Annotated in this window: 3 protein-coding genes; 2 read left to right on the top strand and 1 reads right to left on the bottom strand. The window is 74.8% G+C overall.

Annotation, left to right across the window (positions count from 1 at the left end; genetic code table 11):
• The first annotated feature begins 2 nt into the window (after positions 1 to 2).
• Both EKG83_RS32170 and EKG83_RS32165 read left to right on the top strand, forming a co-directional pair.
• Positions 3 to 19,808 (top strand): non-ribosomal peptide synthase/polyketide synthase, encoded by a 19,806-nt coding sequence (locus EKG83_RS32170; protein ID WP_153278588.1) that lies wholly within the window; start codon positions 3 to 5, stop codon positions 19,806 to 19,808.
• Entirely contained in the window at positions 19,805 to 21,019 is a 1,215-nt protein-coding gene (locus EKG83_RS32165) for an MFS transporter (protein ID WP_033435649.1), read from the top strand. Before EKG83_RS32170 ends, EKG83_RS32165 begins: the two co-directional genes overlap by 4 nt.
• A 13-nt stretch (positions 21,020 to 21,032) precedes the next feature.
• Here the strand turns inward: EKG83_RS32165 and EKG83_RS32160 are convergent, their stop codons facing one another.
• Complete coding sequence (locus EKG83_RS32160; RefSeq protein WP_153278587.1) at positions 21,033 to 22,127, bottom strand: hypothetical protein; 1,095 nt, start codon at positions 22,125 to 22,127, stop codon at positions 21,033 to 21,035.
• Positions 22,128 to 22,137 lie beyond the last annotated feature (10 nt).

The raw sequence follows: 22,137 nt of genomic DNA, 5'->3' as shown, positions 1-22,137 counted from the left end.
CCATGTCGTCGTCCATCGAAGACCGCATCGCCGCGCTGCCCCCGCACCTGCGGGAGCAGATGCGCCGCCGCCTCGCGGGCCGCGCCGAGCAGACCGACGCCGTCAAGCCGGTCGGCCGCGACCGGCCGTTACCGCTGTCCTACCCCCAGCAGCGGCTGTGGTTCCTCGACCAGTTCCAGCCCGGCGGCTCCGGGTACAACAGCGCGCTGGCGCTGCGCCTGACCGGGCGGCTGGACGTGGCGGCGCTGACCGCCGCGCTGCGCGGCCTGGTGGCCAGGCACGAGTCGCTGCGCACCACGTTCGACGAGGTCGACGGCCGCGGCGCGCAGGTCGTGCACCCGCCGTTCGACCTGGCCGTGCCGGTGGTCGGGCCGGTGGCGCCGGACGCGGTGGACGCCGTGCTGGTCGAGGAGTACTCCCGCCCCTTCGACCTGCGGCGGGGACCGCTGGTGCGGGCGCTGCTGGTGCGGTGCGGCGACGACGAGCACGTGCTCCTGGTCACCGCGCACCACATCGCCACCGACGGCTGGTCGATGGGCGTGCTGACCGAGGAGCTGGCCGAGCTGTACCGGGCGGCGCTGGAGGGGCGGGACGCGGCGCTGCCGCCGTTGCCGGTGCAGTACGCCGACTTCGCCGCCTGGCAGCGCGAGCGGCTGTCCGGCGACGCCCTGCGCGGGCACCTCGACCACTGGCGGCAGCGGCTGACCGGCGTCACCCCGCTGGAGCTGCCCACCGACCGGCCCCGCCCGCCGGTGCGGACCACCGCCGGCGCGGCCCACCCGTTCACCGTGCCCGCCCCGGTGGTCGCCGCGCTGCGCGACCTCGCCGCCGAGCGCGGCACCATCCTGTTCACCGTCCTGATGGCCGCCTGCCAGGCGCTGCTGGCCCGCTACGCCGGGCAGGAGGACGTCGCGGTCGGCACGGTCACCACCGGGCGCGGCAGACCCGGGCTGGAGCGGCTGGTCGGCTTCTTCGTCAACACCGTGGTACTGCGGTCCACTGTAGATGGTCGGGTGCGGTTCGCCGACTTCCTGGACCAGGTCAAGCAGACCGTGCAGGACGCCTTCGCGCACGACGAGGCGCCGCTGGAGCAGCTCGTCGACGCGGTCGCCAAGGACCGCGACCCCAGCCGCAACCCGCTGTTCGACGTCATGGTGCTGCTGCAGAACGCCGAGCGCACCCCGCCGGAGCTGCCCGGCCTGCGCGTCGAGCAGGTCGGGCTGTCCCGGCGCGAGGCCATCTTCGACCTCACCGTCGAGTTCCAGGAGCGCGGCGGCGGGTTGTCGGGCGCGCTGGAGTACAACACCGACCTGTTCGACGCCGCCACGGTCGAGCGCTTCGCCGGGCACCTGGTGCGGCTGCTCGCCGGCGTGGCGGCCGACCCGCGGCGCCCGCTGGCCGAGCTGCCGTGGCTGTCCGACGAGGAGCGCGAGCAGGTCCTGGCGCGCTGGAACGACGCGCACCGCGAACCGCCCGCCCGCACCATCCCCGAGCTGTTCGCCGAACGGGTGCGGCGGGCGCCGCACGAACCGGCCGTGATCGCCGGCGACGGGGTGCTGACCGCCGCCGAGCTGGACGCGCGGGCCAACCGGCTCGCCCACCACCTGGTCGGCCTCGGCGTGCGCCCCGAGCAGCCGGTGGGCCTGCTGGTCGGGCGGTCGTCCGGGCTGGCGGTCGCGGAGCTGGCCATCGCCAAGGTAGGTGCGGCCTACGTGCCGCTGGACGTGCGGGCGCCCGTCGAGCGGATGCGGCGCGTGCTCACCGACGCCGGCGTCACCACCGTGGTCACCGACCCCGCGCACGAGGCCACCACCCGCTCCGCCCACACCGGGCACACCGTGGTCCTCGGCGACTTCGCCGGTGAGCCGGACACCGACCCCGGGGTGCCCGTGCACCCGGACAACCTCGCCTACGTCATGCACACCTCCGGGTCGACGGGCGTGCCCAAGGGCGTGGCGGTGCGGCAGCGGGACGTGGTCGCGCTGGCGCTCGAACCCCGCTTCCGCACCGGCGCGCACGACCGCGTGCTGCTGCACTCGCCGACCGCGTTCGACGCCTCCACCTACGAGCTGTGGGTACCGCTGCTGGGCGACGGGCAGGTCGTCGTCGCGCCGCCCGGCGACGTGGACGCCGACGCGCTGCGGCGCGCGATCACCGAGCACGGCGTGACGGCGATGTTCCTGACCTCGGGCCTGTTCCGGGTGGTGGCGCAGGAGGCGCCCGACGCGTTCGCCGGCCTGCGCGAGGTGTGGACCGGCGGCGACGTGGTGCCCGCGGCGGCCCTGCGCCGGGTGCTGGACGCCTGCCCGGGCACGGTCGTGGTGGACGTCTACGGCCCGACGGAGGCCACCACCTTCGCCACGTCGTTCCCCATGACCGACGTGACCGCCGTGCCGGACACCGTGCCCATCGGCGGGCCGCTCGCCGGCATGGCCTGCTACGTGCTGGACGAGGGGCTGCGGCCGGTGCCGGTCGGCGTGCCCGGCGAGCTGTTCATCGCGGGCGCCGGCGTGGTGCGGGGCTACCTGAACCAGCCCGGCCTGACCGCGCAGCGCTTCCTGGCCGACCCGTTCGGCCGGCCGGGTGGGCGCATGTACCGCACCGGCGACGTGGTGCGCTGGCTGCCCGGCGGGGTGCTGGAGTTCGTCGGCCGCACCGACGACCAGGTCAAGATCCGCGGCTTCCGCATCGAGACCGGCGAGATCGACGCCCTGCTCATGCGGCACGCCGACGTCGCCCAGGCGGTCACCGTCGCCCGCGCCGACGACGGGCGCAAGCAGCTCGTGGCCTACGTGGTGCCCTCGTCGGGCGCGGTGCCGGCCGACCCGGACCTGCGGGCCTGGCTCAAGCGCGAGCTGCCCGACTACATGGTGCCCGCGGTGTTCGTGCCCCTGGACGCGCTGCCGCTGAGCGCCAACGGCAAGGTCGACCGCCGCGCGCTGCCCGCGCCGCGGGCCCGGACCGAGGCCGACCGGCACGTCGAGCCGACCACCCCGGTGGAGCGCGAGCTGGCCCGCGTGTGGGCCGAGGTGCTGCGCGTCGAGCGGGTGGGCGTCGAGGACAACTTCTTCGAGCTGGGCGGCGACTCGATCCTGAGCATCCAGGTGGTCGCCCGGGCCCGGCAGGCCGGGCTGAAGCTGACCTCCAAGGACATCTTCCTGCACCCGACGATCGCCGAGCTGGCCGCGGACGCGGCGAGCACCGCGGGCGAGGTCGAGCGGGCCGAGGCGCCCGCCGGGCCCGCGCCGCTGACGCCGATCCAGGAGTGGTTCTTCGAGACCGGTCCGGCCCGACCGCACCACTTCACCATGTCCACCTTCGTCGAGCTGGCCCCCGACCTCGACGAGGAGGCGTTGCGCACCGCCGTGGACGCCGTCGTGGCGCACCACGAGGCGTTGCGCACGCGCTTCACCCGCACCGGGGACCGCTGGGTCCAGGAGGTGCCCGCCGCCGCGCCCACCGGCGTGCTGACCGTGCGCGACCTGTCCGACCTGGACGAGGCGGCGCGGGCGGAGGCGGTGGAGGCCGACGCGCTCGCCGCCCAGTCCGGCCTGGACCTCGCCACCGGCTCGCTGGTCCGCGCGCTGCTGTTCCGCCTTGGCGCCGACCGCGCGCCGCGCCTGTTCGTCACCGCCCACCACCTGGTGGTCGACGGCGTGTCCTGGCGCATCCTGCTCGGTGACCTGGAGACCGCCTACCACCAGGCGCGGCGCGGCGAACCCGTGCTGCTGCAACCGGCGGGCACCGCGTTCACCACCTGGGCGCACCGGCTGACCGAGCGGGTGCGCGCGGGCGAGCTGGACGCCGACCTCGACCACTGGACCGGGTTCGCCGCGTCCGCGCCCGCCGACCTGCCCGTCGACCACGAGGGCGGCGACCCGGCCGAGGCGGTCCGCGCGGTCACCGTGCGGCTCGGGCGCGCCGACACCGACGCCCTGCTGCACCGGGTGCCGGGCACCTACCGCACCCAGGTCAACGACGTGCTGCTGTCCGCGCTGGGCCGGGCGCTGGCCGACTGGACCGGGCGGGACCGGGTGCTGGTCGGCCTGGAGGGCCACGGCCGCGAGGACGTGCCCGACGACCTGGACGTCTCCCGCACGGTCGGCTGGTTCACCAGCCAGTACCCGCTGGCCCTGCACGTGCCCGCCGGAGGGTCGGGCACCGCGGACTGGGGCGAGGTGCTGAAGTCGGTCAAGGAGCAGGTCCGGGCGCTGCCGCGGCGGGGCGCGGGCTACGGCGCGCTGCGCTACCTGGGTGGGCCCGACTCGCCGGCCGCCGCGCTGCGCACCGACCCGCACCCGCGGATCAGCTTCAACTACCACGGCCAGTGGGACGTGGCGCCCGGCGGCGACGGGCTCTACCGGGCCCGGTGCGCACCGGTCGGCCGGGACAGCGCGCCGGACAACCCCCGGGCCCACCTGCTCGACGTCGTCGGCGTGGTGACCGCCGGCGAGCTGGAGCTGACCTGGCTCTACTCGGAGCGCGTGCACGACGAGGCGACCGTGCGCGGTGTGGCCGAGGCGATGCTGGCGGCGTTGCGCGGCATCGTCGAGCACTGCGCGCAGCCCGGCGCCGGTGGTCGGACGCCGTCGGACTTCCCGCTGGCGCGGCTGGACCAGGCGGCGGTGGACCGGCTGGTCGGCGACGGCCGGTCGGTGGAGGACGTGCTGCCGCTGACCCCCCTGCAGGAGGGGATGCTGTTCCACAGCCTGGTCGACCCGACCTCGACGGCCTACTTCGACCAGGTGCGGCTGCGCCTGGCGGGCGTGTCCGACGACCGGGCGCTCGCGCGGGCGTGGCAGCGGGTGGTCGACCGCACGCCGGTGCTGCGCGGCTCGGTGGTGTGGGAGGGCGTCGAGCAGCCGGTGCTGGTCGTGCAGGCCCACGTCGACCTGGCCGTCGCCCACCACGACTGGCGGCACCTGACCGAGGACGAGCGCGAGCGCGAACTCGCCGCGCTCGACGCCGACGACCTCGACCTGCGCCGCGCGCCGCTGGTGCGGATCGCGCTGGCCCGGCTGTCCGACGACGAGGTCCTGCTCGCCTGGACCTTCCACCACGTGCTGCTCGACGGCTGGAGCCTCGCCCAGGTCTTCGCCGAGGTGTGCGAGCAGTACCGGGCGCTCACCGGCGGCGCCGCGCCGAGGCTGGTGTCGCGGCGGCCGTTCCGCGACTACCTGCGGTGGCTGGCCGGGCAGGACCGGCAGGAGGCCGAGCGGCACTGGCGCGAGGTGCTGGCCGGCTTCGCCGCGCCGACCCCGCTGCCCCTCGACCGGCAGCCGGCGGGCACCCACGCCACCGAGTCCTCCGCCACCGTGCCGGTGGCGCTCACCGCCGAGGAGTCCGAGCGCCTGCGCCGCACCGCCCGCGCCCGCGGCCTCACCGTCAACACGGTGGTGCAGGGTGCGTGGGCGTTGTTGTTGTCGCGGTACAGCGGTGAGTCGGACGTGGTGTTCGGCACGACGGTGTCGGGTCGTCCGGCGGAGCTGCCGGGCGTGGAGTCGATGGTGGGCCTGTTCATCAACACCGTGCCCACCCGGACCACCGTGCGCGGGGACGCCACCGCGCTCGACTGGCTGCGCGAGTTCCAGGCCGCGCAGACCGAGTCGCGGCGGTTCGACTTCGTGTCGCTGGCCCAGCTCCGGTCGTGGAGCGACGTGCCGGCCGGGTCGAACCTGTTCGACAGCGCGGTGGTGTTCGAGAACTACCCGCTCAACGACGTGGCCGAGGTCGGCGGCGTCCGGGTGACCGAGGTCCGGGCCCGCGACACCACGAACTTCCCGCTCACCCTCAGCGCGGTCCTCGACGACCGGCTCCACCTCGACCTGGCCTACGACCCCGACCTGTTCGACGCCGGCACCGCGCGGCGCCTGGCCGACCGGCTGCGCCTGCTGGTGGAGGCCATCACCGCCGACCCCGACCGGCCGCTGTCCGCGCTGCCCTGGATGGGGGAGGACGAGCGGCGGCAGGTGCTCGCCGGCTGGCACGGCACGACCGGCGAGGTGCCGTCGGCGACGTTCGCGGAGGTGTTCGAGGCGCAGGCGCGCGAGACGCCCGACGCCACGGCCCTGGTGGTCGGCGACCGGTCGCTGACGTTCGCGGAGCTGAACGCGTGGTCGAACCGGCTGGCCCGCGCGTTCGTGGCGGCCGGCGTCGGACCGGAGCGCGTCGTGGCGGTGGCCCTGCCGCGCACGGCGGAGTTCGTGGCGGCGGTGCTCGCGACCTGGAAGGCCGGTGGCGTCTACCTGCCGGTCGACCCGTCGCTGCCCGAGGACCGGATCGACTTCGTGCTGCGCGACGCCGAGCCGGTGCTGGTGGTCCGCGGCGCGCTCCCGGCGCACGACGACCTGGCCGGCACCGACCTGGCCGACGCGGACCGGTTGGCGCCGTTGACGCCGGACCACGCGGCGTACGTGATCTACACGTCGGGGTCGACGGGGCGGCCGAAGGGCGTGGTGGTGGAGCACCGCAGCCTGGTCAACCTGCTGGTCAACCACCGCGAGGACTTCGTGGCCGCCGCCGGTGGGCGCCTGCGCGCCGGGCTGTCGGCGGTGTTCTCCTTCGACACGTCGCTGGAGGGCTTCGTCCTGCTGGCCGACGGCCACGAGCTGCACCTCCTGGAGGACGACGTGCGCCTGGACCCGGCCGCGTTCGTGGACCACGTGGCGCGGCAGGGCATCGACTTCCTCGACCTGACGCCGTCGTACGCGCAGCAGTTGGTGGTGGCCGGTCTGCTGGAGCGTGAGCACCGGCCGAAGGTGTTGATGCTGGGTGGCGAGGCCATTGGCGAGTCGTTGTGGGAGCGGTTGGCCGGTGTGCCGGGTACGGCTGCCTACAACTTCTACGGTCCGACCGAGTCCACTGTGGACGCGTTGTCGTGTCGGATGGAGCCGGGTTCGCCGGTGGTGGTGGGGCGTCCGCTGCGCAACGTGAGGGCGTACGTGCTGGACGAGAACCTGAGTCCGGTTCCCGTTGGTGTACCGGGGGAGTTGTACCTGGCCGGCGCGCAGGTGGCCCGTGGTTACCTGGGCCGTCCCGGGTTGACGGCCGACCGGTTCCTGGCCGATCCGTTCGGTGAGCCCGGCTCCCGCATGTACCGCACGGGTGACCGGGTCCGCTGGCAGGCCGACGGTCGGATCGAGTACCTGGGTCGCACCGACGAGCAGGTGAAGATCCGCGGCTTCCGGATCGAGCCGGGCGAGATCGAGGCCGCCCTGACCCGCCACGCCGACATCCGGGAGGCCGTGGTCGTCGCCCGGGAGGACAACGGCGTCAAGCGCCTGGTCGCCTACGTCGTGCCGGCCGGCCAGAGCGCGCCGACCACCGCCGACCTGCGCGCCTGGCTGGGCCGCACCCTGCCCGACTACATGGTGCCCGCCGCGTTCGTGGCCCTGGGCGCGATCCCGGTGACGCCCAACGGCAAGGTCGACCGCCGCGCCCTGCCCGCGCCGGACCTGGCCGCGGCCCGCACCGGCCACGTCGAGCCGCGCACGGACCTGGAGCGGGACGTCGCGGACGTGTGGTCCGAGGTGCTGGGCGTGCCGGGGATCGGCGTCGAGGACAACTTCTTCGAGCTGGGCGGTGACTCCATCCTCAGCATCCGGGTGATCTCCCGGCTGCGCGCCGCGTTCGACGTGGAGCTGTCCCCGCGCGCCCTGTTCACCCACCCCACCGTGGCCGGCCTCGCCGCGCTGGTCTCGGCGGCCGACCACGCCCGGCTCACCGAGATCCCGGTGGTGCCGCGCGACGGCGGGCTGCCGCTGTCGTTCGCGCAGCAGCGGCTGTGGTTCCTCGACCAGTTCGAGCCCGGCGGCAGCGAGTACCTGACCCCGACGGTGCTGCGGCTGCGCGGCCCGCTCGACGTGACCGCCCTGAACACCGCGCTGACCGCGCTGGTGGCGCGGCACGAGTCGCTGCGCACCACGTTCGACACCGTCGACGGGCGCGGCGTGCAGGTGGTGCACCCGCCGTACCGGGTCGAAGTGCCCGTGGTGGACCTGGGCGAACAGCCCGGGGACGAGCTGACCCGGGTGCTGACCGAGGAGACCACCACCCCGTTCGACCTGCGGCACGGCCCGCTGGTGCGGGTGCGGCTGGTGCGGCTGGCCGAGGACGACCACGTGCTGTCCCTGGTGCTGCACCACATCGTCACCGACGGCTGGTCCAACGGCGTGCTGCTGGGCGAGCTGGGCGCGTGCTACGAGGCGGCCACCCTGGGCACCGAGGCGAAGCTGGCGGAGCTGCCCGTGCAGTACGCCGACTACGCGGTGTGGCAGCGGCGGGCGCTCGACGACGAGGCCCTGGCCGGGCACCTGGCCCACTGGCGCGACCGGCTCGCCGGGGTGCGACCGCTGGAGCTGCCCACCGACCGGCCCCGGCCCGCGACCCGGGGCAAGCGCGGCGCGCTGGTGCACTTCGCCGTGCCCGCCGGGGTCACCGACCGGCTCCGGGCCCTGGCCCGGCGGCGGGACGGCACCCTGTTCATGGTGCTGCTGGCCGCCTGCCAGGTGCTGTTCGCCCGCTGGTCCGGGCAGCGCGACGTGGCCGTGGGCACGGTGGTCTCCGGCCGCGACCGCGCCGAGCTGGAGGGCCTGGTCGGCTTCTTCGTCAACACCCTGGTGCTGCGCACCGAGGTCGACCCGGGCCGCGGCTTCGCCGAGCTGCTGGGCGACGTGCGCGAGACCGTGCTGGACGCGTTCGCCCACCAGGACGTGCCGTTCGAGCGCGTGGTGGACGAGCTGCACCCGGTGCGCGACCCCAGCCGCACCCCGCTGTTCCAGGCGATGGTCGTGCTCCAGAACACCCCGGACGACGGGCCGCGCCTGCCCGGCCTGCGGGTCGAGGAGGTGCCGCCGCCGTCGGTGGCGTCGAGCTTCGACGTGTCGTTCCAGTTCCAGGAGGTCGAGGACCGGCTGGAGGCGGTGCTGACCTACGACACCGAGCTGTTCGACGCGGCCACGGCGGAGCGGATGGCCGCGCACGTCGGCGTGCTGCTCGACGGCATCGCCGCCGACGCCGACCGGGCCGTGGCCGACCTGCCGCTGCTCACCGACGCCGAGCTGCGCGGCGTGCTGCGCGACTGGAACGACACCGGCGCCGACGACCCGGCGCCCGCCTACCACGAGGTCCTCGCCGCCCAGGCGGCCCGCACGCCCGACGCGACCGCGCTGGTGGCCGGGGACCGGTCGTGGACCTTCGCCGAGGTCGACGCGTGGGCGAACCGGCTGGCCCACCACCTGGTCGCGCGGGGCGTCGGCCCGGAGTCGGTGGTCGCCCTGGCCCTGCCCCGGTCGCCCGAGATGGTGGTGTCCGTGCTGGCCGTGCTCAAGGCCGGCGGCGCGTACCTGCCGGTCGACCCGGCGCACCCGGCCGACCGGATCGCGTTCCTGCTCGACGACGCCCGCCCGGCGCTGGTGGTCACCACCGGCGACGGCGGCAACGTCCCGGCGGGTCCGCCCCGCGTGGTGCTCGACGACCCGGCGACCCGGGCCGAGGTGGACGCCCGGCCGGCCGGCGCGCCGACCGACGCCGACCGGGTCGCGCCGCTGCGCCCCGAGCACCCCGCGTACGTGATCTACACGTCCGGTTCCACCGGGCGCCCCAAGGGCGTGGTGGTCGAGCACCGCAACCTCGCCAACCTCGTCGCCGACCACCACGCCCGCCTGCTCCCGCGCGACGGCACCCGGCTGCGCGGCATCGCCACCGCGGTGTTCTCCTTCGACGCGTCCTGGGAGGGCCTGCTCCTGCTGGCCGCCGGCCACGAGCTGCACCTGGTCGACGACGCGGTCCGGCTCGACCCGCGGGCCGTGGTCGAGCACATCGCCCGGCACCGGATCGACTTCCTCAGCTGCACCCCGTCGTACTTCCGGCAGTTGCTGCCCGAGGGCGTGCTGACCGACGCGCGGCACCGGCTGCGCCTGGTGGCGCTGGGCGGCGAGGCCGTCGGCGAACCGCTGTGGCGCGCGCTGGCCGACGCGGAGGGCGTCACCGGCGTCAACCTCTACGGGCCGACGGAGTGCACGGTCGACTCGGTGTGGACCCCGATCACCGACCGGGACCGCCCGGTGATCGGCACGCCGGGCCGCAACCTGCGGGCCTACGTGCTCGACGCCGACCTGCGCCCGGTGCCGGTCGGCGTCCCCGGCGAGCTGTACCTGGCGGGCGACCAGGTGGCGCGCGGCTACCTGCGCCGGCCGGGGCTGACCGCGGAGCGGTTCGTGGCCAACCCGTTCGACGCGCCCGGCAGCCGCATGTACCGCACGGGCGACGTGGCGCGCTGGACCGCCGACGGTGCGCTGGAGTACCAGGGCCGCACCGACGACCAGGTCAAGATCCGCGGCTACCGGATCGAGCCGGGCGAGGTCGAGGCCGCGCTGGCGGGCCACCCCGGGGTGGCCGAGGCCGCCGTGGTGGCGCGCGAGGACGAACCGGGCCTGCACCGCCTGGTCGGCTACGTGGTGCCCGAAGGCACCGCGCCCACCGCCGACGAACTGCGCTCCTGGCTCAAGCGGGACCTGCCCGACTACATGGTGCCCGCGCTGTTCGTCGTGCTCGACGAGCTGCCCCGCACCGACAGCGCCAAGGTCGACCGCCGGGCCCTGCCCGCGCCCGACGCGCGCGCCGGGGTCGAGCAGGGCTACGTGCCGCCGCGCACCCCGGTGGAGGAGGAGCTGGCCCGGGTGTGGGCCGAGGCGCTGCGGGTCGAGCGGGTCGGCGTGCACGACAACTTCTTCGGCCTGGGCGGCGACTCGATCCTGAGCATCCAGGTGGTGGCCCGGTCCCGGCAGGCGGGCCTGGAGCTGTCCACCAAGGACGTGTTCACCCACCAGACGATCGCCGAGCTGGCCACCGTGGTGCGCACCCGGACCCCGGAGGCCGCGCGGCGGCCCGAGATCGCCGGTCCCGCGCCGCTGACGCCGATCCAGCGCTGGTACCTCGACCGCGAGCCGGGCGACCCGCACCACTTCACCATGTCGTTCCACCTGGAGCTGGCCGGGGACACCGACCCGGCGGCGCTGGCGCGGGCCGTGGACGCGGTGGTGGCCCACCACGAGGCGCTGCGCGCCCGGTTCACCCGGACCGACGGCGAGTGGCGGCAGGACGTCGCACCGGCCGCGGCCGGGCACCTGGCGCACCACGACCTGGCCGGGCTCGACCAGTGGGCCCGGGAGGAGGCCGTGGCCGCGGCCGTCGACGCGGCGCAGGCCGAGCTGGACATCACCCGCGGCCCGCTGCTGCGCGCCCTGCTGTTCACCGGCGGCGACCGGCCGCGGCTGTTCCTGACCGCCCACCACCTGGTGGTCGACGGCGTGTCCTGGCGGGTCCTGCTCGGTGACCTGGAGACCGCCTACCGGCAGGCGGCCGCCGGCGAGCGGGTCGAACTCGCCCCGGTCGGCACCCGGTTCACCCAGTGGGCGCACCGGCTGGCCGAGCACGTGCGCGGCGGCGCGTTCGACGACGAGCTGCCGCACTGGACCGCCGTGCTCGACGGCGCGGTCGCCGACCTGCCCGCGGACGCCGACGGGCCCAACACCGTCGGCTCGACCCGGGCGGTGTCGGTGCGGCTGGACCGCGAGCACACCGACGCCCTGCTGCACCGGGTGCCCGACGTGTACCGCACGCAGGTCAACGACGTGCTGCTGAGCGCGCTGGGCCGGGCGCTGGCCGACTGGACCGGCCGCGACCGGGTGCTGGTCACCATGGAGGGCCACGGCCGCGAGGACGTGCTCGACGGCGTCGACCTGTCCCGCACGGTCGGCTGGTTCACCACCCAGTACCCGGTGGCGCTGGACGTGCCGGGCACCGCCGACTGGGGGCGGGTGCTCAAGTCGGTCAAGGAGCAGTTGCGGGCCGTGCCCCGGCGCGGGTTCGGCTACGAGGCGCTGCGGCGGCTCAGCCCGGCGGGCGCGGCCGCCCTGGAGGGGGCGGAGCTGCCGCCGATCAGCTTCAACTACCACGGCCAGTGGGACGTGGCCGGGGTCGAGGAGGAGGGCCTGTACCGGGCGCGGCTGGACAGCCCCGGCGCCGAGGCGCCCGCCGACCGCACCCGCCCGTTCCTGCTCGACGTGGTCGGCGGCGTCGAGGACGGCGAGCTGGTGCTGTCCTGGTTCTACTCCGGGCACGTGCACGACGAGGCGACCGTGCGCGGCGTGGCCGAGGCCGTCACGGACGCCCTGCGGGAGATCGTCGAGCACTGCGCGCAGCCGGGTGCGGGTGGTCGGACGCCGTCGGACTTCCCGCTGGCGCGGCTGGACCAGGCGGCGGTGGACCGGCTGGTCGGCGACGGCCGGTCGGTGGAGGACGTGTACCCGCTGACCCCGCTCCAGACCGGCATGCTGTTCCACACCCTGGTCGACGACGGCTCCTCGGCCTACTTCAACCAGTTCCGGCTGCGGCTGTCCGGCGTGACCGACCCGCACGCGCTGGCCGAGGCGTGCCGCCGGGTGGTCGACCGGACGCCCGTGCTGCGCAGCGCCGTGGTGTGGGAGGGCGTCGGGGAACCGGTGCAGGTCGTGCACCGGCGGGTGGACCTGCCGGTCGCCCACCACGACTGGCGCGGGCTCGACCCGGTCGGGCGCGGGGCCGCGACCGAGCGGCTGCTCGCCGAGGACGCCGCGGTCGGCCTGGACCTGACCCGGCCGCCGCTGCTGCGGCTGGCCGTGGCCCGGCTGACCGACGACGAGGTCACCCTGTTCTGGACCGCGCACCACGTGCTGATGGACGGGTGGAGCCTGGCGCAGGTGCTGGCCGAGGTGTGCGAGCAGTACCGGGCGCTCACCGGCGGTACCGCGCCGAGGCTGGCGCCCCGGCGGCCGTTCCGCGACTACCTCCGCTGGCTGGCCGGGCAGGACCCGGCGGCGGCCGAGCGGCACTGGCGGCGGGTGCTCGCCGGGGTCGAGTCGCCCACGCCGCTGCCGTACGACCGGCCGCCGGTCGAGGCGCACCGCGCCGAGTCCAGCGCGTCGGTCCGGGTGGAGCTGGACCCGGCGCGGTCGGCCGACCTGCACCGGGTGGCCCGCGACGCCGGGCTGACCGCCAACACGGTGGTGCAGGGTGCGTGGGCGTTGTTGTTGTCGCGGTACAGCGGTGAGTCGGACGTGGTGTTCGGCACGACGGTGTCGGGTCGTCCGGCGGAGTTGCCGGGCGTGGAGTCGATGGTGGGCCTGTTCATCAACACCGTGCCCACCCGCGTGCGGGTCGACCCGGCGCGGGGCGTGCTGCCGTGGCTGCGCGACCTCCAGGCCGCGCAGACCGAGTCGCGGGGCTTCGACTCCGTGTCGCTGGCCGACCTGCGCTCGTGGAGCGACGTGCCGGCCGGCTCGACCCTGTTCGACAGCGCGGTGGTGTTCGAGAACTACCCGGTGGACGAGCTGGTCAACGCCGAACCGGGGGTGCGGGTGCTGGAGGTCGAGGGCGCCGACACCACCAGCTTCCCGCTCGCGCTGAGCGCCAACCTGGGCGACCGGCTGCGCCTGGAGCTGGACTACGACCCCCGGCTGTTCGACGCGGCCACCGTCGAGCGCGTGGCCGCGCACCTGCTGGTGCTGCTGGAGGGCGTGGCGACCGACCCCGACCGGCCGCTGGCCGAGCTGTCCCCGCTGACCGACGAGGAGCGGCGGCGGGTGCTGGTCGAGTGGAACGACACCGCCGACGACCTGCGGCCGACGACCGTGGTGGAGCTGTTCGAGGCGCAGGTGCGCGAGACGCCCGACACGGTGGCGCTGGTGGTCGGCGACCGGTCGCTGACCTACGAGGAGCTGAACGCGCGGGCGAACCGGCTGGCGCGGTCGTTCGTGGCGGCCGGGGTCGGGCCGGAGCGGGTCGTGGGCGTGGCGCTGCCGCGCTCGGTGGAGTTCGTGGTGGCGGTGCTGGCCGTCTGGAAGGCCGGTGGCGTCTACCTGCCGGTCGACCCCTCGCTGCCCGCCGACCGGTTGGAGTTCCTGACCGCCGACGCCAACCCGGTGCTGCTGGTGACCCCGGAGGTCGTGGCCGCCGACAACACCGACCTGGCCGACACCGACCTGGCCGACGCGGACCGGTCGGCGCCGCTGACGCCGGACCACGCGGCGTACGTGATCTACACGTCGGGGTCGACGGGGCGGCCGAAGGGCGTGGTGGTCGAGCACCGCAGCCTGGCGAACCTGCTGGTCAACCACCGCGAGGACTTCGTGCTGGCGGCGGGCGGCGAACAGTTGCGGGTGGCGTTGTCGGCGGTGTTCTCGTTCGACACGTCGCTGGAGGGCTTCGTCCTGCTGGCCGACGGCCACGAGCTGCACGTCCTGGAGGACGACGTGCGCCTGGACCCGGCGGCCCTGGTCGACTACGTCGTGGCGCGGCGGATCGACTTCATGGATTTGACGCCGTCGTACGCGCAGCAGTTGGTGGTGGCGGGGTTGTTGGAGCGTGAGCACCGGCCGAAGGTGTTGATGCTGGGTGGCGAGGCGATCGGCGAGTCGTTGTGGGAGCGGTTGGCCGGTGTGCCGGGTACGGCTGCCTACAACTTCTACGGTCCGACCGAGTCCACTGTGGACGCGTTGTCGTGTCGGATGGAGCCGGGTTCGCCGGTGGTGGTGGGTCGTCCGCTGCGCAACGTGCGGGCGTACGTGCTGGACGAGAACTTCCAACCGGTTCCCGTTGGTGTGCCGGGGGAGTTGTACCTGGCCGGCGCGCAGGTCGCGCGTGGTTACCTGGGCCGTCCGGGGTTGACCGCCGACCGGTTCCTGGCGGACCCGTTCGGTGAACCCGGTGGTCGGATGTACCGCACGGGTGACCGGGTGCGGTGGCAGGCCGATGGTCGGATCGAGTACCTGGGGCGCACCGACGAGCAGGTGAAGATCCGCGGCTTCCGGATCGAGCCGGGCGAGATCGAGGCGGCGCTCACCCGGCACCCGGAGGTCCGGGAGGCCGTGGTCGTGGCGCGGCAGGACGGTGACCACAAGCGCCTGGTCGCCTACGTGGTCCCGGCCGGGCCGAGCCCGGCGGAGCTGCGGTCGTGGCTCAAGGAGCGGCTGCCCGACTACCTGGTGCCCGCCGCGTTCGTCGGGCTGGACGCGGTGCCGGTGACGCCCAACGGCAAGGTCGACCGCCGCGCCCTGCCCGCGCCGGACGTGCTGGCCGAGGCCACCGCGTACCGGGCGCCGCGCACCCCGGTCGAGGAGCTGGTCTGCCGGATCTGGGCCGACGTGCTGGGCGTGCCGCGGGTCGGGCTCGACGACAACTTCTTCGAGCTGGGCGGCGACTCGATCCTGAGCATCAAGGTGGTCGCCCGGCTGCGCGCGGCGCTGGACGTGCCCGCGTCGCCGCGGGTGCTGTTCACCGCGCCGACGGTCGCGCGGCTGGTGGCGGAGATCTCGGCGGGGAACGGGTCGGGGCGGGACACGGGGGTCGACGTCATCCCGCGCGCCCCGCGCGGAGGCGACCTGCCGCTGTCGTTCGCCCAGCAGCGGCTGTGGTTCCTCGACCAGTTCGAGCCCGGCGGCACCGACTACCTGTCGCCGACGATCCTGCGGCTGCGCGGCGGGTTGGACGTGGCGGCGCTGAACACCGCGCTGACCGCGCTGGTGGCGCGGCACGAGTCGCTGCGCACCACGTTCGACACCGTCGACGGGCGCGGCGTGCAGGTGGTGCACCCGCCGTACCCGGTCGAGGTGCCCGTGGTGGACGTCTTCGGCGGCGAGGCCGGGCTGGACGAGGTGCTGGCGAGCGAGACCGCGCGGCCGTTCGACCTGGTCACCGGGCCGCTGCTGCGCCCGCGGTTGCTGCGGGTGGCCGCCGACGACCACGTGCTGCTGCTGATGATGCACCACATCGTCACCGACGGCTGGTCCAACGGCGTGCTCACCGGCGAGCTGAACGCGCTGTACCGGGCCGCGCTGTCCGGGGTGGACGCCGACCTGCCCGAGCTGCCCGTCCAGTACGCGGACTACGCGGTGTGGCAGCGGGAGCGGCTGACCGGGCCCGAGCTGGAGCGGCAGCTCGCCCACTGGCGCGACCGGCTGGCCGGCGTGCCGCCGCTGGAGCTGCCCACCGACCGGCCCCGCCCGGCGGTGCGCGGCAACCGCGGCGCGGTGCACGCCTTCACCGTGCCCGCCGGGGTGGCCGACCGGCTCAAGGCCCTGGCCCGGCAGCAGGACGGCACCCTGTTCATGGCGCTGGTCGCGGCCTGCCAGGTGCTGTTCGCCCGCTGGTCGCGGCAGGACGACATCGCGGTGGGCACGGTCGCGTCGGGGCGCGAGCGGCCCGAGCTGGAGGGCCTGGTCGGGTTCTTCGTCAACACCCTGGTGCTGCGGTCGGAGGTGTCCGGCTCGGCCACGTTCCGCGAGTTCCTGGGGCAGGTGCGCGGCACCGCGCTGGACGCGTTCGCCCACCAGGACGTGCCGTTCGAGCGCGTGGTGGACGAGCTGAAGCCCGAGCGGGACACCAGCCGCACGCCGCTGTTCCAGGCCATGGTGATCCTGCAGAACAACCCGGAGCCCGCGCCGGACCTGCCGGGCCTGCGGGTGGAGGAGCTGGGGCTGCCGTCGGTGGCCGCGAACTTCGACCTGACCGTGGAGTTCCAGGAGGGCGGGGACGCCCTGCACGGCGCGGTCAACTACAGCACCGACCTGTTCGACGCCGCGACCGTCGAGCGGATGGCCGGCCACCTGGCCGTGCTGCTGGAGGGCGTGGTCGCCGACCCGGACCGGCCGCTGGCCGAGCTGCCGCTGATGACCCCGGCCGAGCGCGACGCCGTGCTGCACCGGTGGAACGACACCGGGCGCGCCGTGCCGGCGGGCACGGTGTCGGAGCTGTTCGAGGCGCAGGCGGCGCGCACGCCGGACGCGGTCGCCGTGGTGGACGGCGCGGTGTCGCTGACCTACGCCGAGCTGGACGACCGGGCCAACCGGTTCGCCCGGCTGCTGCTGGCCCGGGGCGCCGGGCCCGGCCGGTGCGTGGCGGTGTCGCTGCCGCGCTCGGCGGAGCTGCTGGTGGCGCTGCTGGGCGCGTTCAAGGCGGGCGCCGCGTACGTGCCGATCGAGCCGGACCACCCGGCCGACCGGGTCGCGCACGTGCTCGACGACGCGCGCCCGGCGCTGGTGCTGGACGACCCGGCGGTCGTGCGCGAGGCCGAGGGCCTGCCGGGCGGTGCGCTGACCGACGCTGAGCGGGGCGCGCCGCTGTCCGACCGCCTCCCGGCCTACGTCATCTACACCTCCGGCTCCACCGGCCGCCCCAAGGGCGTCGTGGTCGAGCACCGCTCGGTGGTCAACTACCTGGCGTGGGCGGGCGAGGTCTACCCGGGCCTGCGCGGCGCGGCGGTCCTGCACTCGCCGGTGTCGTTCGACCTCACGGTCACCACCCTGTACGGGCCGCTGCTGGTCGGCGGGCGCATCCTGGTCACCGACCTGACCGAGGACGCCGCGCCGGCCGAGCGGGCGACGTTCCTCAAGGCCACGCCCAGCCACCTGCCGCTGCTGGGCACCGTCCCGGCCGACCTGTCGCCGACCGGCGACCTGGTGGTGGGCGGCGAGCAGCTGCTGGGCGACGTGGTCGACGAGTGGCGCCGGCACCACCCCACCGCCACCGTGGTCAACGAGTACGGCCCGACGGAGGCCACGGTCGGCTGCATGGAGCACCGGATCGCGCCGGGCGAGGAGATCGCGCCCGGACCGGTGTCCATCGGCACCCCCGCCTGGAACACCCGCCTGTACGTGGTGGACGAGGAGCTGCGGCCGGTGCCGGTCGGCGTGCCCGGCGAGCTGTGCATCGCGGGCGACGGGCTGGCCCGCGGCTACCTCAACCGGCCGGGCCTGACCGCGTCCCGGTTCGTGGCCTGCCCGTTCGGCGCGCCGGGTGGGCGGATGTACCGCTCCGGCGACCTGGTGCGCCGCCGCGCCGACGGCACGATCGACTACCTGGGCCGCATCGACGACCAGGTGAAGATCCGGGGCCACCGGATCGAGCCGGGCGAGGTCGAGTCCGCGCTGCTGGCGCACCCCGGCGTGGCGGAGGCCGCGGTGGTGGCCGTGGCGACGGGCGGGGACACCGGCCAGGGGCACCTGCGCCTGGTGGCCTACGTGGTGCCCGCGGCCGGGGCGGACCCCGGCGACCTGCGCGGGTTCCTGGGCCGGTCGCTGCCCGCCTACATGGTGCCCTCGGCGTTCGTGCTGCTCGACGCGCTGCCGGTGACGCCCAACGGCAAGCTGGACCGCAAGGCGCTGCCCGCCCCCGAGCGCGAGGACGGTGCGCGCCACGTGCCGCCGCGGACCCCGGTGGAGGGCGCGCTCGCCGAGGTGTGGGCGGGCGTGCTGGGCGTGGACCGGGTCGGCGTGACCGACAACTTCTTCGAGCTGGGCGGCGACTCGATCCTGATCATCCAGGTCGTCTCCCGGGCCCGGAAGGCCGGTCTCGCCCTGACCACCAAGGACCTGTTCCGGCACCAGACCATCGAGGCGCTGGCCCCGGTGGTCACCGAGGTCGGCACCACGCCCGCCGACACCGCCGAGGTCGTCGGCGACGTGCCGCTCACGCCGGTCCAGCGGTGGTTCTTCGAGACCCGCGCGGTCGCGCCGCACCACTTCAACCAGGCGATGATGCTGGAGCTGGGGCCGGACGCGGACGAGCGGGCCCTCGAACGCGCCCTGGACGCCGTGCTGGCGCACCACGACGCGCTGCGGATGCGGTTCGAGCACGTTGACGGCGAGTGGCGCCAGCACAACGCGCCGGCCGGGCCGGTGGCCGTGCTGGAGCGGCACGACCTGACCCCGGTGGGCGCGCCCGACCGGCACGCCCACCTGGTCGAGATCGCCGACGAGGCGCACGCGGGCTTCGACCTGGCCCGCGGGCCGCTGCTCAAGGCGGTGCTGTGCCGGGCCGCCGACCAGCCGCCGCTGCTGCTGGTCATCGTGCACCACCTGGTGGTCGACGCCGTGTCGTGGCGCATCCTGCTCGACGACCTCGACACCGCCTACCGGCAGGCCGTGCGCGGCGAGCGGGTCGACCTGGGCGCCAAGACCACGTCGTTCCGGGAGTGGTCGCGGCGGTTGGTCGAGCACGTCGCCGGAGGTGCCCTGGACGACGAGCTGGACCACTGGGCCGCGGCGCTCGACGCGGCGCCCCTGCCCGTCGACCACGCCGAGCCCGTGCCCGGCACCCCGGCGGCGACCGTGCACGTGGCGCTGGGCGCCGAGGACACCGACGCGCTGCTGCACCGGGCGCCGGCCGCGTACCGCACGCGCGTCAACGACGTGCTGCTCGCCGCGCTGGCCCGCGCCCTGTCCCGGTTCACCGGGCGGCCCAGGGTGTCGCTGGACATGGAGGGCCACGGCCGCGAGGACGTGCTGGACGGCGTGGACCTGTCCCGCACGGTCGGCTGGTTCACCACCCTCTACCCGGTCGCGCTGACCGTGCCCGAGGACGCGGGGTGGCGCGAGCTGGTCAAGGCCGTGCGCAAGCAGCTGCGCGCGATCCCGGGCAACGGGTTCGGCTTCGGCGCGCTGCGCCACCTCGGCTCGCCGGAGGCGCGGGCCCGCCTGTCGGGGCCGGGACCGCAGGTGGTGTTCAACTACCTCGGCCAGTCCGACAGCGCCGCCGAACCGGCCGACGACGGGCTGTACCGGGCCGTGCTCGACCCGGTCGGGCAGGACAGCGCGCCCGCCGACCGCGGCCCGCACCTGCTGGAGGTGGTGGGCGGGGTGGCCGCCGGCGAGCTGAGGTTCACCTGGTACTACCAGCCCGACCGGCACGACGGGGACACGGTGCGGCGGGTCGCGGAGGACTTCCTCGACGCGCTGCGCGGCATCGCGGCCGACTGCCGGGGTGCCCGGTGACGATCGCGCTCTCCCGCAACCGCGACTACCGGCTGCTGTGGGTCGGCCAGGCCCTGTCCGAGGCCGGCTCCAGTGCCTCCACCATCGCGCTGCCGCTGCTGGTGCTCGCGCTGACGGATTCGGCGCCGGCGTTCGGCCTCGTGCTGGGCGCCGGCGCCGCCGCGCAGCTCGTCGCCGGGCTGCCCGCGGGCGCGCTGGTGGACCGGTGGAACCGCCGGGCCGTGCTGCTGGGCGCCGAGGTGGTGCAGGCGCTGGCGGTGGGCTTCCTGGCCGCCGCCCTGTGGTGGGGCTTCGCGACGGTGTTCCAGGTGGCGCTGGTCGTCGTCGTGCTCGGGGTCTGCCGGGCCCTGTCGGAACCGGCCGAGGAGGCCGCGCTGCCGGCCGTCGTGCCCGAGTCGCAGCTGTCGGACGCGGTGGCCATGAACGCGGCGCGCGGCTACGTCGGGCAGCTCTCGGGCACGGCGCTGGGCGGCGTGCTGTTCGGCCTGGGCCGCTGGCTGCCGTTCGCGGTGGAGGCGGTGGCGCACGTGGCGACGTTCCTGGCGCTGCTGTTCGTGCGCATCCCCCGCCGCGAGCGGGAACGCGCGCCGGTGACCCGCGTGCACCGCGAGGTGTGGGAGGGGCTGCGGTGGGTGTGGGGGCAGCCGGTGGTGCGGGTGGTCGCCGTCTGCGCGGTCGGGCTGAACCTGTTCTTCCAGACGTTCTACCTGCTGATGATCGCGATCGCGGAGCGGCGCGGCGTCGACTCGGGCCAGATCGGCGTGATGGCGGCCATGCTCGGCGCGGGCGGCGTCCTGGGCGCCCTGGTGGCGCCCCGCCTGCACCGGGCGCTGCGGCCGCACACCTCGATCGTCGGCGTGTTCTGGGCGATCACCGCCCTGGTCCCGCTGGCGCTCGTGGTCGAACCGGGCTACCAGACGGGCGCCCTGTTCGCGGCGGCGGCGTTCCTGGCGCCGACCGCGAACACCACCATCACCACCTACCAGCTGCTGCTCACCCCGGACGGGCTGCGCGGCAGGCTCAGCGGCGTCATGGGCGTCACCCTGGGCACGGCGGCGGTCGCCGCGCCCGCGGTGGCCGGTGTGCTGGTGGGGCTGCTGCCCCCGGCGCAGGCGGTGCTGGCGTGCGCCGCGGGCATCGCGCTGCTCACCCTCTTCGCCACCCTCAACCCCACGCTGCGCGCGTTCGCCCACCGCGAGCCGGCGGAGTAGGGGCGTTCCGGGTTCAGTCGTGGATGTCGAGCTTCGGTCCCGAGGGCCACGCGTCCAGTTCGGTGTGGGTGGCGCGCGGGTCCGCGTGCACGGTGAACCGGCCGCCAACGGTCTCGACCGTCGCCTCGTCCGGGGTGCTGTCGGGGTAGTTGGGGTTGATGTTGCGCGCGTCCACCCAGAACACGCCCGAGTTGCCGTACTGGTCGTACACCGTGACGTTCGGGGCGTAGTACTGCCACCAGTACGTCATCGGCCCGTTCGGGATGTGCCACTTCCCGCCGCCGCCGTGCCGGTTGAACGCCCAGGTGAAGCACAGGGACCGGGCGTTGGTGGTCCGGTCCTTGTCGTACACCGTCACGGTGTCCCACCAGTCGCCGGGGAAGTTGATGATGGTCTCGGTCGTCGTGGTGTGCGGGTCCTGGTACCAGACGTAGGCGCCGTAGAAGTCCTTGTAGGAGTTCGGCAGCACCCAGCCGATCAGGCCCTCGTACCCGCTCTGGGAGCAGTAGCCGCTGACCGAGAACTTCTCGAAGTAGAACCCGCTCTTCGCGCAGGACAGGTAGTAGTTGTAGACCATGGACGCGTCACCGGAGTAGGTGTGCGCCTGCGCGTGCTCCCAGTTGATGTCGTCGCGCCGGTAGGAGAAGGTCTCCAGCGCGGTCAGCTCGACCGCGCCGTGGAACGTGCCGTTCTGCGAGTTCTTGATGTAGTCCCCGGACCCGGTCCGGACCTGGACGCCGATCGACTTGGTGCGCAGCCTGGCGTCGGTCGAGCAGTACACGTAGAACTTGACCTGCGGGATGCCGAGCGCCGAGACCTCGGCCTCGGCGCGCGAGCCGCCCCCGGGGATGGTGTGGAACTCGTTCGGGGTGTCGGTGTAGGACCAGTCCGAGTAGCCGTGCCAGTTGAGCGTGGACTCGTCGACGTAGTCGATGAGCCAGGTGTTCGCGACCAGGGTGTCGGTGTCGACGTCGACCGGGTCGCCGTTGTCGTCGGTCGGCTGGACGCTGATCACCACGCCGATCATGTTCAGCGAGTTGCCGTAGATGTCGCTCTGCTGGTTGCCGTCCTCGACCACTACCGACAGCGTCGACACGGATGTCCACATGGGTCGTCTC

Source organism: Saccharothrix syringae (assembly GCF_009498035.1).
GTDB classification, from domain to species: Bacteria; Actinomycetota; Actinomycetes; order Mycobacteriales; family Pseudonocardiaceae; genus Actinosynnema; species Actinosynnema syringae.
The sequence above is the reverse complement of the archived record's forward strand: the minus strand, read 5'-3'. Positions and strand labels throughout refer to the sequence as shown.

Excerpts from the sequence above, each read along its gene's own strand:
- EKG83_RS32160 (WP_153278587.1), bottom strand. The coding sequence starts at position 22,127 with ATGTGGACATCCGTGTCGACGCTGTCGGTAGTGGTCGAGGACGGCAAC.
- EKG83_RS32170 (WP_153278588.1), top strand. The coding sequence starts at position 3 with ATGTCGTCGTCCATCGAAGACCGCATCGCCGCGCTGCCCCCGCACCTG.